The organism is Streptomyces sp. NPDC014995 (assembly GCF_043080745.1).
Lineage (GTDB): Bacteria > Actinomycetota > Actinomycetes > Streptomycetales > Streptomycetaceae > Streptomyces.
The window spans coordinates 153,662-168,310 of sequence record NZ_JBIBVX010000012.1 but is presented as its reverse complement, the minus strand read 5'-3'; the positions used below and the strand labels follow the sequence as shown (position 1 = coordinate 168,310).

General features: G+C 74.1%; 13 protein-coding genes. 5 read left to right on the top strand and 8 right to left on the bottom strand.

The window, feature by feature from the left end; genetic code table 11:
- Positions 1-2: 2 nt before the first annotated feature.
- Entirely contained in the window at positions 3-2,054 is a 2,052-nt protein-coding gene (locus ACF1A1_RS24230; protein ID WP_392002645.1) for a HelD family protein, read from the bottom strand.
- 305 nt (positions 2,055-2,359) lie between these two features.
- On the opposite strand from ACF1A1_RS24230, the gene ACF1A1_RS24225 reads away from it, so the two are divergent.
- Positions 2,360-2,539, top strand: a complete 180-nt coding sequence (locus tag ACF1A1_RS24225) for a hypothetical protein (protein ID WP_392002643.1) — start codon at positions 2,360-2,362, stop codon at positions 2,537-2,539.
- 132 nt (positions 2,540-2,671) lie between these two features.
- Here the strand turns inward: ACF1A1_RS24225 and ACF1A1_RS24220 are convergent, their stop codons facing one another.
- Positions 2,672-4,318, bottom strand: coding sequence for a DNA repair helicase XPB (locus ACF1A1_RS24220; RefSeq protein ID WP_392002641.1), 1,647 nt, complete (start codon positions 4,316-4,318; stop codon positions 2,672-2,674).
- A gap of 198 nt (positions 4,319-4,516) precedes the next feature.
- Here ACF1A1_RS24220 and ACF1A1_RS24215 point away from each other — a divergent pair, with 198 nt between their 5' ends.
- Positions 4,517-5,056, top strand: a complete 540-nt coding sequence (locus ACF1A1_RS24215; protein ID WP_392002639.1) for a hypothetical protein — start codon at positions 4,517-4,519, stop codon at positions 5,054-5,056.
- Positions 5,057-5,190: 134 nt separating this feature from the next.
- On the opposite strand, the gene ACF1A1_RS24210 is transcribed toward ACF1A1_RS24215, so the two are convergent.
- Positions 5,191-7,770 carry a helicase-associated domain-containing protein gene (locus ACF1A1_RS24210; RefSeq protein WP_392002637.1) on the bottom strand — a complete coding sequence of 860 codons (2,580 nt, stop codon included), beginning with the start codon at positions 7,768-7,770 and terminating at the stop codon, positions 5,191-5,193.
- A gap of 576 nt (positions 7,771-8,346) precedes the next feature.
- On the opposite strand from ACF1A1_RS24210, the gene ACF1A1_RS24205 reads away from it, so the two are divergent.
- Together ACF1A1_RS24205 and ACF1A1_RS24200 are read left to right on the top strand one after the other, a co-directional pair.
- On the top strand, positions 8,347-9,324 hold the full coding sequence (locus ACF1A1_RS24205; RefSeq protein ID WP_392002635.1) for a hypothetical protein: 978 nt from the start codon (positions 8,347-8,349) through the stop codon (positions 9,322-9,324).
- A gap of 39 nt (positions 9,325-9,363) precedes the next feature.
- A complete protein-coding gene (locus ACF1A1_RS24200; RefSeq protein WP_392002633.1) occupies positions 9,364-10,002 on the top strand; it encodes an HAD family hydrolase in 639 nt (212 codons plus the stop codon).
- Between the two features lie 51 nt (positions 10,003-10,053).
- Here ACF1A1_RS24200 and ACF1A1_RS24195 read toward each other — a convergent pair whose 3' ends face one another.
- Positions 10,054-10,305, bottom strand: coding sequence for a hypothetical protein (locus tag ACF1A1_RS24195; RefSeq protein ID WP_392002631.1), 252 nt, complete (start codon positions 10,303-10,305; stop codon positions 10,054-10,056).
- A gap of 165 nt (positions 10,306-10,470) precedes the next feature.
- Between ACF1A1_RS24195 and ACF1A1_RS24190 the strand changes: the two genes are divergently transcribed.
- Entirely contained in the window at positions 10,471-10,854 is a 384-nt protein-coding gene (locus tag ACF1A1_RS24190) for a cold-shock protein (protein WP_392002629.1), read from the top strand.
- 15 nt (positions 10,855-10,869) lie between these two features.
- Here ACF1A1_RS24190 and ACF1A1_RS24185 read toward each other — a convergent pair whose 3' ends face one another.
- The 4 genes from ACF1A1_RS24185 to ACF1A1_RS24170 all read right to left on the bottom strand — a co-directional run bounded on the left by ACF1A1_RS24185 (position 10,870) and on the right by ACF1A1_RS24170 (position 14,594).
- Entirely contained in the window at positions 10,870-11,739 is an 870-nt protein-coding gene (locus ACF1A1_RS24185) for a 1,4-dihydroxy-6-naphthoate synthase (protein WP_392002627.1), read from the bottom strand.
- The gene (locus ACF1A1_RS24180) at positions 11,726-12,526 is read right to left on the bottom strand and encodes a futalosine hydrolase (RefSeq protein ID WP_392002625.1); all 801 of its coding nucleotides are present in this window, start codon (positions 12,524-12,526) and stop codon (positions 11,726-11,728) included. Before ACF1A1_RS24180 ends, ACF1A1_RS24185 begins: the two co-directional genes overlap by 14 nt.
- Positions 12,496-12,963 carry a DUF2771 domain-containing protein gene (locus tag ACF1A1_RS24175; RefSeq protein ID WP_392002888.1) on the bottom strand — a complete coding sequence of 156 codons (468 nt, stop codon included), beginning with the start codon at positions 12,961-12,963 and terminating at the stop codon, positions 12,496-12,498. Before ACF1A1_RS24175 ends, ACF1A1_RS24180 begins: the two co-directional genes overlap by 31 nt.
- A 197-nt stretch (positions 12,964-13,160) precedes the next feature.
- Positions 13,161-14,594: an MFS transporter gene (locus ACF1A1_RS24170; protein WP_392002623.1), complete on the bottom strand. Its 1,434-nt coding sequence runs from the start codon at positions 14,592-14,594 to the stop codon at positions 13,161-13,163.
- Positions 14,595-14,649 lie beyond the last annotated feature (55 nt).

Sequence of the window (14,649 nt, the reverse complement as noted above, 5' to 3'; positions counted from 1 at the left end):
GGTCAGGTGAGCTGGGCCGGCAGGGGTGCCGTGTGGGTGACGATCAGGCCCGAGACGGCTCGGGTCAGGGCGACGTACAGGCGGCGCAGGCCGGTGCGTTCGTCCGGTTCGCCGTCGACCACGGCCCGGGGTTCGTCGAGGACCACGTAGTCGTACTCCAAGCCCTTGGCCAGGGACGCCGGGACCAGGGTCAGACGGGTTTCCCGGGTCGTCTCCTCGCCGGGGGCGAGATACGGGATTCCGGCCGCCGTGAGTGCCTCGGCCAGAGCGGGGACGCGTGCGTCGGCCGCGATCAGGCCCGTCGAGCCCTCGTTGCGCAGCAACTCCTCGCAGGCGGCGACGACTTCGGCGGTGTCGCCGACCGGGCGCAGGTCGAAGAAGCCCGGGTTCTCACGGACCGACGCGACCGGGGTCAGGCCCGGGGCGATGTGCGGGAGCAGGCGGGAGGCGTAGGTGATGACGTCCGTCGGGACGCGGAAACCGGCCGTCAGTTCCTCGACCGCCGCGTCGGGCTTGCCGAGGTGGGCCAGGGCCTCCTGCCAACTCCGGGTCGCCCACGGCGTGGTGCCCTGTGCCAGGTCGCCGAGGACGGTCGCGCTGCCGGTGGAGCAGCGGCGGCCGACGGCCCGGTACTGCATGGGGGACAGGTCCTGTGCCTCGTCCAGCACCACGTGCCCCAGCGAGTGCGTACGCTCCACCAGGTCCGCCGCCTCGTCGATCAACACCGCGTCCGCGGCCGACCACTTGGCGGCCTTCACCGACCGCACCGGCTTCGCCCACAGGATCGTCTTCCGCTCGTCCTCGGTGAGGATCCCCTCCGCGTGCAGGGCGAGGAAGTCCGCGTCCGTGAGCAGGCGCAGCACCAGTTTCGCCGGATCGACGGCCGGCCAGACCGCCCTGACCGCCGCCTTCACCGCGCTGTTGCGGGCGACGGCGTCCTGCACCCGGTCGTCCGGCGCCTCCCCGGCCCGCTCCATCTGCACCAGCACGGCGTGCGCGATGCGCTGCGGCAGGGCGGCGCGGGCGGCGCCGTAGCGGATGCCCCGGTCCTGCAACTCCCGGACGATGTCCTGGAGTTCGTACGCCGGGACGCGCCAGCGGCGGGAGCCGCGCACGACCACGACCGGCTCGGTGGGCGGCGTGACGTGGGAGTGGACGGCCCGGCGCAGCACCTCCGCCATCCGGGCGTCGCCCTTGACGACGGCGGCCGCCGCGTCGTCCGTGCCCCGCACCTCCACGTGCGCGACCAGGTCGTCGACCGTGGACTGGCGCACCGTCAGTTCGCCCAGCGCGGGCAGCACCTGTTCGATGTAGTGGAGGAAGGACCGGTTCGGCCCGATGACCAGCGTCCCGGTGCGGGCCAGCCGCTCGCGGTGGGCGTAGAGCAGGTACGCGACGCGGTGCAGGCCGACGGCCGTCTTCCCGGTCCCCGGGCCTCCCTGCACGCACACGCTGCCCGACAGCCCCGACCGTACGATCTCGTCCTGCTCCGGCTGGATGGTCGCCACGATGTCGCGCATCGGGCCGACACGCGGACGCTCGATCTCCCGCTGGAGCAGCTTGCTGGTGGTCGCCGCCTCGGCCGGGTCGGAGAGCCGCTCGTCCTCGTACGCGGTGAGGTCGCCGCCCGTGTACCCGAAGCGGCGGCGCAGCGCGATGTCCATCGGGTCCTTCCTGGACGCCCGGTAGAACGGCTGTGACACCGGCGCACGCCAGTCGACGACCATCGGGTCGCCGTCCGCGTCGTGCACATGCCGGCGCCCGATGTAGAAGCGTTCCCCCTCGGCGCCCTCCGCCCGCTCGGCGCCCGGTGGGTGCAGGTAGTCGAGCCGGCCGAAGAACAGCGGGGTGTCGCTGAGGTCGGCGAGCGCCTTGACGCGGTCCGCGATCTGCCGTTCCAGGATCTGGGCGTTGACCCAGTTCGCGGTGACGTCGCTGATGTCGAGGGCCTCGACGTCCTCGCGCATGGCGCGCAGCGCGGAGCGGGAGGCGCTCAGGTGGGCGCGCTCGCGGGCGAGGGGGTCGGCGGGGGAGTCGTGGGCGGGCGTGGACAAGGGGGTGCCTCCGGAGGGACCTGCGAGAGGGGCGCTGCGGGATGCCGTCCGGTTTCCGTCCGGACGGCGGCTCTCCGTGAGGGAGGCGGGCAAGAGCGGAGATTCTAGGGGGAGGGGATCGGGGGAGGCCAACGGATTTCCCGGCGCCGCGGGGACCTCACGTACGGCCGGTGGCTGTCGACCCCTAGGGGATACCGGCCTCGTCCCCAGGGGGACGCCATCCCTCCGAAGGCGTACGAACGCGGTACGCGGCTTGGCACCGCAGACCGATGCCGCGCTCGGGCCCCGGATTCCATCATGGAGTCATGAGTACAGCGACCCTCCACCCGGCCCCCGGTCGCCCGTCCGGGGCGACCTCCGTCTCCGGCATCCACCGCCACCGCCTCGGCGACGCCCTCCGCGCGGTGAGGGTCTTCGCCGGCGCCGCCTTCGACGTGATCCTGCTCGGCGAGTACGCGGAGGAGGCGGGCGTCCGCCGCAGGTGACGCGTCCGGCCGCCCCCGTGACGCAGCCCGCGTCTCAGGCCCGCGGGTGACGCGCCGGGCCGCCGACCTGTGAGGGTCCGCGCCTTGCGCCCGCGCGTGACGCGTCCGGCCGCCCGCCTGTGAGCCCGCGCCTCAGGCCCCCTCCGCCAGCAACTCGTCCGCGTCCACGATCCGGTAGGCGTACCCCTGCTCCGCCAGGAACCGCTGGCGGTGCGCGGCGAAGTCCTGGTCGATCGTGTCGCGGGCTACCACCGAGTAGAAGTGGGCCTGGTGGCCGTCGGCCTTGGGCCGCAGCACCCGGCCCAGACGCTGTGCCTCCTCCTGGCGTGACCCGAAGGTTCCCGACACCTGGATGGCGACCGTCGCCTCCGGCAGGTCGATCGAGAAGTTCGCGACCTTCGAGACCACCAGCACGCTGATCTCGCCCTCCCGGAAGGCGTCGAAGAGCTTCTCGCGCTGGGCGTTGGAGGTCTCGCCCTTGATCACGGGCGCGTCGAGGTGCTCGCCCAACTCGTCGAGCTGGTCGATGTACTGGCCGATGACGAGGATCTGCTGGCCCGCGAAGCGGCGGACGAGCGCCTCCGTCACCTTCCGCTTCGTCGCCGTCGTCGCACAGAAGCGGTACTTCTCCTCCGTCTCGGCGGTCGCGTACGCCAGCCGCTCGGAGTCGGTGAGGTTCACCCGGACCTCGACACAGTCGGCCGGCGCGATGTATCCCTGCGCCTCGATCTCCTTCCAGGGCGCGTCGAACCGCTTCGGCCCGATCAGGGAGAACACGTCCGACTCACGGCCGTCCTCGCGGACGAGCGTCGCGGTCAGGCCGAGACGGCGGCGCGCCTGGAGGTCCGCCGTGAACTTGAAGACCGGTGCCGGCAGCAGATGCACCTCGTCGTAGACGATCAGGCCCCAGTCCCGGGAGTCGAACAGCTCCAGGTGCGGGTAGACACCCTTCCGCTTCGTCGTCAGCACCTGGTACGTGGCGATCGTGACGGGCCGGATCTCCTTCTTCGTCCCGCTGTACTCGCCGATCTCGTCCTCGGTCAGCGACGTCCGCTTCACCAGCTCGTGCTTCCACTGCCGGGCGGAGACGGTGTTCGTGACGAGGATGAGGGTGGTGGACTTCGCCTGCGCCATGGAGCCGGCGCCGACCAGCGTCTTGCCCGCACCGCAGGGCAGGACGACGACCCCGGACCCGCCGTGCCAGAAGTTCTCCACGGCCTGCTTCTGGTAGGGCCGCAGCGCCCAGCCGTCCTCGGCCAGCTCGATCGGGTGCGCCTCGCCGTCGACGTACCCGGCGAGGTCCTCGGCCGGCCAGCCCAGCCTCAGCAGCGTCTGCTTGATCTGCCCGCGCTCGGAGGGGTGCACGGCGACCGTGTCCGGGTCGATGCGGGCGCCGACGAGCGGGATGATCCGCTTGGAGCGGAGGATCTCCTCGAGGACCGGCCGGTCGGTGGTCGTCAGGACCAGGCCGTGGGCCGGGTGCTTGCTCAGGGTCAGCCGGCCGTAGCGGTCCATCGTCTCGGCGATGTCGACCAGCAGCGCGTGCGGCACCGGGTAGCGGCTGTACTGCACCAGCGCGTCCACGACCTGCTCGGCGTCGTGCCCGGCCGCCCGCGCGTTCCACAGGCCCAGCGGGGTCACCCGGTAGGTGTGGATGTGCTCCGGCGCCCGCTCCAGCTCCGCGAACGGCGCGATCGCCCGACGGCAGTCGTCGGCCTGCTCGTGGTCGACCTCCAGGAGCAGGGTCTTGTCGGACTGGACGATGAGAGGTCCGTTCACGTACGTGCATCCTTCCGCGCGGGCCAAACATCCAGTGTGCCGTACGGGCCGCCGATCGGGCCGGGGCGTGGCTCACACCGTTGGCGACGGGCCGTCGGGCGGCGGTGTGCGGCGGGCCGTGCAACCCCGCACGCCGTCGGGGAGTCTTGACCGGCGGGAGCGGCGCGGTGCGCGCGGCGCGGTGAGGAGCTCGCGGTGATGTCGGCACGCAGATGGGGCACCGGCGTGGGAGCCGTCGTGGTTCTGGTGGCGACGGGGGCGTGGGTGCTGCGGCCGGTGCCCGTCGACGCACGGCTGTGGGCCGAGGTGCGGCCGGTCATCGAGGCCCGGCTGGTGGCGGAGTCCCGGGGCAGCGGGCTCGGGGAGAGCACGCCCGCCCTCCGGGCGAGGTGGTTCTGCCGGGCGGAGGCGCTGGACCTGGACGAGCGCGCGGGCGGGGTGCGGGCCGGCGTCGACACGTTCTGCATGGAGTACGGGGTGCGGGACGGCGCCCTGGTGGAGTGCAGCGGCGCGCACGTCCCGCAGGTGGTGCGGCTGCGGCGGGACACGGACGGCGGCTACCGCGTCGTTTCGCGGGAGGAGGCGCCGGACGGCGCGGGGAACGCGGAGTGGCAGGAGACCCACTTCAGCTTCTTCGCCGAATCCCGCCTCGGCGACCCCGAGTCGCCCGAGAGCCTGGAGACCGCGGCCCGCGCACACTTCCGGGTCCCCGCCGGGACCCCGGTCGAGGACTGCTGAGCCCGCGGAGAACTGCTGAGCCCGCGGAGAACTGCTGAGCCCGCGGAGAACTGCTGAGCCCGCAGAGGACTGCTGAGTGGGCCGAGGACTGCTGAGTGGGCCGAGGACTGCTGAATCGGCCGAGGACCGCCGAGTCAGTCGTCCGCCAGCTCCGCCACCCCGGTGATCCGGTGCAGCGGATACGTCCGTACCTCGTCCGCCGTGTGGTCGTACGCCGTCACGAAGCCGCCCTCCACCCGGACCGGGGCGATGACGCGCTGGGTGGCGCCCCCCTCGGCGTTGACGTAGCCGATCCACAGGGATTCGCCGGTGAGGACGGCGGCCTGCACGGTGGCGAGGGTCTCGGCGGAGCTGGTGCGGGGGAGTTCGCCGGGGGTGAGCGCGGTGGTGTCGGTGGGCTTGCGGGGGGCCGTGGAGGCGAGGTCGCCCGCCCGGATCGCGCGGATCGCCGCCGTCAGGAGGGTCGCGTCGGGGACGGGCGGGCCGTCCGGGACCGGTTCGGGGGCCGTACGGGGCGGAGTGCGGTGGGCGTGGGCGCGGGCGATCAGGACGTCACCCTCGGCGGACTCGGCGGCGGGCGCGTAGCCCAGGGAGCGCAGGCCGTCGAGGAGGGTCGCCGGGTCGGCCTGCGCCGCCAGCACGGTCGGCGCGAGGCGGCGCAGCCGCAGGGCGGCGGAGCGCTTGTCGGCGAGGATCTCGTTCAGGAGGGCGTCGTCGTCGCAGCGGACGTACGCGGAGGCCGCGCCCACGCGCAGATGGCCGTGTCTGCGCGCCACGTCGTCGATCAGGTACGCCAGCGGCTGCGGCGCCGGGGTACGGGAGTGCTCGGCGAGGAAGGCGTGCAGGTCGGAGGCGGTACGGCCGGCGTCCAGGGCGCGCCGTACGGAAGCGGGCGTGAACCGGTAGACGGTCGCGCCGCCCTTCGACTCGACGTCCGCGAGGACGCCCAGCATGTCGGCGAGCGGGCGTTGCAGCGGGCCCGGGGCCACCGCCGTCAGGTCGGCCTGGAGGAGCACGTGGTCCAGGGGTTCGGGGAGGAGGGGGGCGAGGAGGCGGGCGGCGGCCGCGGTGGCCACGGCCTGCTCGGGCGGGGAGAGGGGCGCCGGGGTGGCGGCGGTGGTGGTCGGGCGGTGGTGGACGGGCAGCTTGTCGCCGGGCCCGGCCGAGTCCTCGGGGGCGGCCTGGGGGGCGGCCTGATGACCGGGCGCGGCCGGCCGGGGGGCGGGCGGTGCCCCCAGCAGGGCGCGGCCGTGCGCCGACAGCGCGCCCCGGCCGGTCACGCCCAGCAGCTCGGCCTCCGTGAGTGTCCAGCGGGCCAGCCGGGACCGCAGGTCGTCCTCGCCCTGAGCCCCTTGCGGGCCCCGCAGCGGCCGCTCCCAGCGCAGCAGGCCGAGCACCGCCTCCGCGTTCGGCGCGCCGCCCTCCGGCAGCGCGGCCAGCAGTGTCAGCACCCGGTGCCGCACCTCCGGCGCGGCCGAACGGTCCAGCCCCGGCCCGAGCGCCGACAGCGTCCGGTCCTTCGCGTCCCGCCCGCCGACCAGCCCCGACGTCCGTGTCGCCACCAGCCACGCCTCGGCCAGCCGTGCCCACCGCTCCGCGGCCGGACGCTCCCGCCACTCGTCGTACGCCGGGGTCGCCGCGTACCGCTCGTCGGCCTCGCCGTCGGAGGCGAGCAGCCCGGCCGCGTACGCCAGCTCGACCCAGAAGGCGGCGACCGGCTCGGACACGTCCAGGGCGACGGCGGTCCGCTTCAGGTCGCGCACGCTGAGTCCGCCCGCCCGCAGCACGGCGGGGCCGCCCTCGTCCCAGTCCTTCAGCAGTTCCTCGACGGTCGCCAGCGCCGTGTACGCCTGGCCGGCCGCCGTCGCGTCCACAAGCTGTGGACGATGGGTGGCGGTCGGCTCGACGGCGGGCGGGGCCGGCTCGGGCGTGCGGTGCGCGCGGCCGGCCCGCAGGTGCAGGGCGACCTCGCGGGGCAGCACCACGGTGCCGGGCGCGGTCGGCAGCAGCAGACCCCGGTCGAGCAGCCAGCGCAGCCGGGGCGCGGGGTCGGCGGTGACCTGTCCGTACGGCGGCCCCCAGACGAGCCGCTCGAGGACCTCCAGGGAGTCGGCGGGGGCCGTGGCCAGCAGGGCCCTCATCTTCTCGCGGTCGGTGAAGAGGCCGGTCAGCGCGGCGACCGCGGACACGGAGTCGTGGGTCGACGGCAGCCCGGCCGCCGACACGATCTCCTGGATCCGGCCCGGTGACATGCCCGCGGTGGCCTCCTGCACGGACGGGCCGAGACCCGTCGGGGAGGGGTGCTGCGGGGACGGCGCCAGCAGCTCACGGGCGGTGCGGACCAGCCGCAGCCGGTCGTCGGCACCCCAGACGAGCGCCTGCTCACGCAGGGCGGCCACGGCACCGGGCAGCGCACGGGCGACGGCCTGGTCGGGCGCGTCCCCCGCCATCAGCCCCAGCAGCTCCTCGTACGTCGCCGGATCCCCGGCCACGGCCAGCGCCTCCGCCGTCTGCAACGCGAACCGGTCCAGCCGTTCCAGCGCCCGTACGACGGAGGCGCGGGTGCCGGCGCGGGTGGCGAGCTGCGTGAGGTCGGTGGGGACCGGGGTGATGAGATCGGGGCGACGGCGCAGAAGAGCGGCCAGGGAGGCGTCGTCCCGAACGCGGAGCGCTTCCGCGAGGGACCGGGGGGCCGGGGGGTCCTCGGTGCTCATCTGACCCACGGTAGCGGGTTGCCTCCGGCGGTTGTGCCGACGTGGTGCGGGTTGGTCGGGGTGGCCGTCCCCGGGGGCTGCCGCCCCCAGACCCCCGCGTCGGCCCTGAAGGGGCCTCGTCCTCGAACGCCGGACGGGCTGACGGAATCGGCCTCCGCCGGAGAGGTGCCGGGCGGGCTGGTGGGGTCGGTGCTCGCCCAAGAGGTCCGGGCGGGCTGACGGGATCGGCTTGCGCCGGAGAGGTGCCGGGCGGGCTGGTGGGGTCGGTGCTCGCTCAAGAGGTCCGGGCGGGCTGACGGGATCGGCTTGCGCCGGAGAGGTGCGGGGCGGGCTGGTGGGGTCGGTCCTCGCCCAAAGGGCGCCGGGCGAGCTGGTGGGGGTCGGCCCTCGGCCAAAGGGCGCCGGGCGGCCGGTGGAGTCGGCCCTCGCCCAAGATGCCCGGGCGGGCTGGTGGGGGTCGGCCTCCGCCCGCAAGGTGCCGGGTGGGCCGACTGCCTCGGTCCCCGCCCGCAAGGTGCCGTACCGGTTGACTGGTGTGCGGCTGGTTTGTCCGGGGCGCGCGATAGCGTCTTCCCCGTGGGGATCGAGAGCGACCAGGTCGTCTACGAGTATCTGAGCCGCGTCGGAGACGTGGCGCAGCAGCGGCAGTTGTCGTCGGCCACGCGCATGCGGCTCGTCTCGGAGTTGCGGAACGAGATCGACCGGCGCCGGGCCAGGACGCCCGTCGACAGTCCCGCCGCCGTGCGCCGGATCCTCGCCCGCCTCGGCTCGCCGGACGAGATCGTGGCGGCCGCGGCCGGCGACAGCCCGGCTGCGCCGGAGACGGGGGCGCCCTCCGTGCCCGCACAGCGGGACCGTGCGGGGGAGGCGGAGCGGCCGAAGGGGATCCGGCGGGTCGTACCGCGCCCCCGCCGGTCCGACCCGCCCCCGCCCGCCCCCTCGGACGTGCCGTCGCCACCGCACCGGGCCGGCGCGCACGAACTCGGCGACGCCATGGAGACCCCCGACTGGTGGCGGCGCGAGCCCAACCCCTTCGGGCTCGGTGACGAGGTGCCGGGGTTCGTCGGCGGCGTCGAGATCCCGGACATGCTGAAGCCGCCGCGCCCCGAGGACCCGGAGGAGACGGAGCGGGCGGCGCAGCCGGCGGCGGCGGAGGGCGCGGCGGACGGAGAGGCGCCCGCCCGGCGCCGGCGTCTGCTGCCCGCCCTGCGCGCCCGCCGCTGGAGCAACCCCCTCCTGCTGATCGCCGCCGGCTGTCTCGTCGTCGGCGCGGTGATCGGGAAGTGGCCCGTGATGATCGTGGGCTGGCTCATCGCCTACGCCTCCCGCCGGCTGACCGAGCGGGAGACGAAGTGGGCGGTCATGGTCCTGCCGGGGCTCGCGGTCGCGGCGGGATTCGTGTGGCTGTGGGGGCGCGGCGAGGGCCGCTGGGGCGCCCCCATCGCCGAGGGGCGGATGAACGACGCCGTCAACGACACCCTGCCGTGGGTGGTGCGGGGCGCGGCGGTGGCGTCGGCGCTGTTCCTGGTGTGGCGGTCGCAACGGCGGAAGTAGGCCGGTGGCCGCCCCCGCCGCCCCGGCACAATGGCCCCCATGGCCTCCACGAGTTCACCCGCGCCGACCGTCGGCTTCGATCTGGACATGACCCTGATCGACTCCCGCCCGGGCATCCACGCCGTGTACACGGCGCTGGCGGAGCGGACGGGGGCGTACATCGACGCCGATCTGGTGATCACGCGGCTGGGGCCGCCGTTGGAGGAGGAGATCGCGAACTGGTTCCCGGCGGAGCGGGTCGCGGCCGTGGCCGACTTCTACCGCGAGCTGTACCCCGCCTACGCGATCACCCGCACGCTCGCCATGTCCGGCGCCCGGGAGGCGGTCGAGGCCGTGCGGGCGGCCGGTGGGCGGGCGGTCGTGGTGACCGCCAAGTGGGAGCCCAACGCCAAGCTCCACCTGGAGCACCTCGGCATCGACGCCGACGCGGTCATCGGCAACCTCTGGGCGGAGCAGAAGGCGGCGGCGCTGCGCGAGCACGGCGCGAGCGTCTACGTCGGCGACCACGTCGGCGACATACGCGGCGCCCGCGGCGCGGGCACGCTCGCGGTGTCCGTGGCGACCGGCCCGTGCAGCGCCGAGGAGCTGGCCGGCGCCGGGGCCGACGTGGTGCTCGGCGACCTCACGGAGTTCCCCGGGTGGCTCGCCGGGCACCTCGCGGCGGCCCCGGTGTCCTGACCGCCGGGGCCGTTCACGCCGGTCGGTGCGCCGGGGCGGCCACGGCGACCGTCACCTTCCGGCCGTTCGCGCCTGCCGGCGCCCCGCCGCGACCGACTGGAGGACGCCCGCTCCCGCGATGAGGAACCCGACGCCCATGAGCATGCTCAATCCGAACATGTACGTCGGGAAAGGCGTCGTCCCGAGGAACAGCGGGGCGACGGTGACGAGAGTGGCCACGGCACCGATGAAGAACACGATGGCACCGGCACGGATCAGTCGGTCACCGGGCGCGGCGGAATTCGTTTGGGTTTTGTCACGCACCGGACCAGGGTAGTTCCCAGCGCGAAGGAACAACCGGGCGACGTCTTGTCACCCGCCCGGAGACCATTAGCCTTGGTACCGGCGGGTCATGGTCGACCCGCTGTAGTGCTATCAAGAGCCGTTTTCCGAAGCAGTTTTCCGACGAGTACGAGGACGAGGACAGACGTGCCCACCGGCAAGGTCAAGTGGTTCAACAGCGAGAAGGGCTTCGGCTTCCTCTCCCGCGACGACGGCGGCGACGTCTTCGTCCATTCCTCGGTCCTCCCCGCCGGAGTCGAGACGCTGAAGCCGGGACAGCGCGTGGAGTTCGGCGTCGTGGCCGGACAGCGCGGTGACCAGGCACTCTCCGTCGTCATCCTCGACCCGACCCCTTCCGTGGCGGCGGCCCAGCGCAAGAAGCCGGACGAACTGGCCTCCATCGTCCAGGACCTGACGACCCTCCTCGAGAACATCACCCCGATGCTGGAGAAGGGCCGCTACCCCGACAAGACCTCGGGCAAGAAGATCGCGGGCCTGCTGCGCGCGGTCGCCGACCAGTTGGACGTCTGACCCGGCCGCCCCGGCTCACGGGAAATCGAGCGCGCCCGGCCCGAGGGGCGGCAACAGCCCCTCGGCCGCCGCGCGGGTGAGCAGGCCGCGTACGGCCGCGTAGCCGTCCTCGCCCAGGTCCGCCGTGAACTCGTTGACGTACAGGCCGATGTGCTGGTCGGCGACCGACGGGTCCATTTCCTGGGCGTGTTCCATCACGTACGGGCGGGAGATCTCGGGGGCGTCCCAGGCCGCGCGGACGGAGGCGCGGATCGACGCGGCGAGCCGGCCCAGCCGCTCCGGTCCCAGCGACCGCTTCGCGATGATCGCGCCCAGCGGGATCGGCAGGCCGGTCGTGGACTCCCAGTGCTCGCCCATGTCCGCGAGCCTGTGCAGGCCGTAGTTCCGGTACGTGAAGCGTGCCTCGTGGATGACCAGGCCCGCGTCGACCTTCCCGTCCCGTACGGCCGGCATGATCTCGTGGAACGGCATCACCACGATCTCGCCCACCCCGCCGGGGACGGTGTCCGCCGCCCAGAGGCGGAAGAGGAGATACGCCGTCGACTTCTCGCTCGGTACGGCGACCGTACGGCCGGTGAGGTCCGTGCCCGCCTCCCGCGTCAGCACCAGCGGGCCGCAGCCCCGCCCCAGCGCGCCCCCGCAGGGCAGCAGCGCGTACTCGTCGAGGACGTACGGCAGCACGGCGTACGACACCTTCAGCACGTCGTACTCGCCGCGCTCCGCCATGCCGTTGGTGACGTCGATGTCCGCGAACGTCACGTCGAGCGCGGGCGCGTCCGGGACACGGCCGTGGGCGAGGGCGTCGAAGACGAAGGTGTCGTTCGGGCAGGGCGAGTACGCGATGCGCAGCGGGTGCGGGGCGGGCAGCGGGTCACTGGTCGTCATGTGGGGTCCAACTCTCCAGGACGGGTGCGAGCTTCCCGAAGGCCTCCGTCAGGGCGGTCAGGGCGTCCGCGATGCGCCAGGCGGCCCGGTCGCGCGGGCCCACGGGGTTGGAGACCGCGCGGATCTCCAGCACGGGCGTGCCGTGCGCGGCGGCCGCCTCGGCGACCCCGAAGCCCTCCATGGCCTCGGCGAGGGCCCGCGGGTGGCGCTCGCGCAGGGCGGCCGCGCGGGCCGCGGTGCCGGTGACGGTCGAGACGGTCAGAACCGTGCCGGTGCGCGCTCCGGTGGCGGACGCGGCCTGCCGTACGAGGGCCGCGGGCGGGCGGTGGGTGATCGTGCCGAAGCCCAGCTCGGTGACCGGCAGGAAGCCGTCGGCGGTCTCCGCGCCCAGGTCGGCGGCGGTGATCTCGTCGGCGACGACCAGCGAGCCGAGGGGCGCCTCGGGGGCGAAACCGCCGGCGATGCCGGTCGAGACGACCAGGCCGTAGGGGGCGTCGGCGAGGGCTGCCGCGGTGAGGGCGGCGGCGACGGAGGCGGCGGCGAGGGCGGGGCCCACGCCCGCGGCCAGCAGGTCGTACGGCCGTGTGCCGGCTGTGGCGGCTGTGGCCGATGTGGCAGGGGTGATGCGGTGCAGGGTCGTGCCGGGGAGGCGTACCTCTCGGGCGGGCCCCGGAAACGCTCGTGCCACCGCGTCCCGTTCGACGGGGACCGCGGTGGTCACGAGGACGCGCGGCGCGGACGGTGCGGGGGACGTGGTCAGTCGTCCTTCTTGAGCTTGAAGGACCACAGGCCGGTGACCGCCTGGCTGTCCTTCTTGCCGTCGCCCGCCTTGATGGAGACCAGGGTGGAGTCGCCCTGGGCGCCGTACTGGGCGTTGAAGAACACGCTGCCCGGGATCGTGCGGTACGTCTTGTCGCTGTCCTCGGTGAGCGGCTGACCGTTCATCAGGATCGTCCAGCGCTCGTCGGCGACCTCGGGGTCGACGCCGAAGCGGACGGTCTCGTCCGGGTCGACGCTGATCGACTTGATGTCCTCGTCCTTCAGGCACTTCGTGAGGTCCGCGGGCTTGAGGGTGTCGCCCTCGCCGCCGCAGGTGGCCTCCGCGCTGACCGAGGAGCGGCCGACGGTGATCGTGGACAGGGGCGTCGGCTTGTCGCAGGCCGACAGGACGAGCAGTCCGGCGGAAACGGCGCCGGCGGCGGCGACGGCGCGGCGGCGTCGCACAGCGGATTGCAGCGTGGTCATGGCCGAAGGCTATCGGGCACGTCCAGCGGTCCTCCTACGCGGGGGGCGGCGTGGCCGTGCGTTACGCCACGCGGTACGCACCGGGGGCCGCCCGGATACGCCCCGAAGCCCCGGGCGTGCCTGGTCAGGCCGTCCCTCACGCAGGGTCGGTCACGGGGTCGGTCACGCCGGGCCGGTCACGCCACGTCCGTCCGTGGCCGGCCGCCCTGCCGGGCCGTGCCGAGCAGGCCGGGGGCGGTGGTGGCCCAGCCGGTCGCCACGACCACCGCGGCCACCGACAGGCCCAGCGTCCCGTTCAGCGGCATCGCGATACCGACCGCGCCGCCGAACACCCAGGACATCTGGAGCAGCGTCTCCGAGCGCGCGAACGCCGACGTCCGCACCAGTTCCGGCACGTTCCGCTGGATCAGCGCGTCCAGGGACAGCTTCGACAGCGCCTGCGAGAAGCCGGCGACGGCAGCCAGGCAGGCCACCAGGAACGCCCCGAAGAACACGGCCGCCGTGATCACCGCGCCCAGCACGACCGCCACCACCGTCACGATGATCAGCTCCGGCGCCCTGGAGCGCAGCCACGCCCCCACCGCCGTACCGAGCGCGTTGCCCGTGCCCGCCGCCACGGCCACCATGCCCAGCGACACCGCCGCGCTCTGGCCGGTCAGCGGGTGCTCGCGCAGCAGGAACGCCAGGAAGAACGTCAGGAACCCGGACAGCCAGCGCAGGGAGGCGTTCGCGCCCAGGGCGTGCGTGACGGCGATACCGACCGTCCTGAGGCCCGGGCGCTTCACCGGCCGGCGGTGCGGGCCGTGCAGGTGCTGCTCGTCCGCCGCGAGCAGCGCGGTGTCCTCGCCCTTCGCCGAGTCGACCTTCGGGGGGAGGGAGAAGGACAGGAACGTTCCCGCGACGAAGATCACGAAGGCGCCGTAGAGCGGATAGCGCGGGCCGAGGACCTGGAGGCCGGCCGCCACCGGGGCGGCGATGCCGGTGGCCAGGAGGCCGCCGAGCGTGACCCGGGAGTTCGCCTTCACCAGGGAGAAGCGGGGTGGCAGGAGACGGGGCACCACGGCGCTTCTCACCACGCCGTACGCCTTCGACGCGACCAGGACGCCGAGGGCCGCCGGGTACATCTCGATGCTGCCGGTGACGACCGCGCCGGAGAGGACCAGGGCCAGCAGGGCGCGGGCGAGCATGGCGCCCGCCATGGCGGCCCGGCGGCCGTGCGGCAGCTTGTCGAGGAGCGGGCCGATCACCGGGGCCAGGACCGTGAACGGCGCCATCGTGATCGCCAGGTACAGCGCCACCCGGCCGCGGGCCTCGTCCGTCGGGACCGAGAAGAAGACCGTGGAGGCGAGGGCCACGGTGATCATCACGTCGCCGGCGCCGTTCACACCGTGCAGCTCGATCAGCTTGCCGAGGCCGGACTCGCCGGCGCCGTGCGCGTGCGTGGCTCTGCGGATGCCGCGGGCGGTGCCCGTGAACGGAAGGTGCAGGGCACGACCGACCGCGCGGACGGGCCCGCCCATCCGGCCCGAACCGCTCACCCGGATCCTCCCCTTGTGCCCCTTCGCCCCACCGGCCCCGGTGGCGCCCTGGGGTGTCTTCGCGGTTGCCACCCCGTCATAGTGCCCCGAGAAGGGCCCGTGTAGTGCGGTTACCGCGCGTATGGGC

What these genes read in the sequence shown, in the direction of transcription:
- ACF1A1_RS24225 (WP_392002643.1), top strand. Translation starts at nt 2,360, where the DNA reads ATGAGTACAGCGACCCTCCACCCGGCCCCCGGTCGCCCGTCCGGGGCG.
- ACF1A1_RS24215 (WP_392002639.1), top strand. Translation starts at nt 4,517, where the DNA reads ATGTCGGCACGCAGATGGGGCACCGGCGTGGGAGCCGTCGTGGTTCTG.
- ACF1A1_RS24210 (WP_392002637.1), bottom strand. Translation starts at nt 7,770, where the DNA reads ATGAGCACCGAGGACCCCCCGGCCCCCCGGTCCCTCGCGGAAGCGCTC.
- ACF1A1_RS24200 (WP_392002633.1), top strand. Translation starts at nt 9,364, where the DNA reads ATGGCCTCCACGAGTTCACCCGCGCCGACCGTCGGCTTCGATCTGGAC.
- ACF1A1_RS24185 (WP_392002627.1), bottom strand. Translation starts at nt 11,739, where the DNA reads ATGACGACCAGTGACCCGCTGCCCGCCCCGCACCCGCTGCGCATCGCG.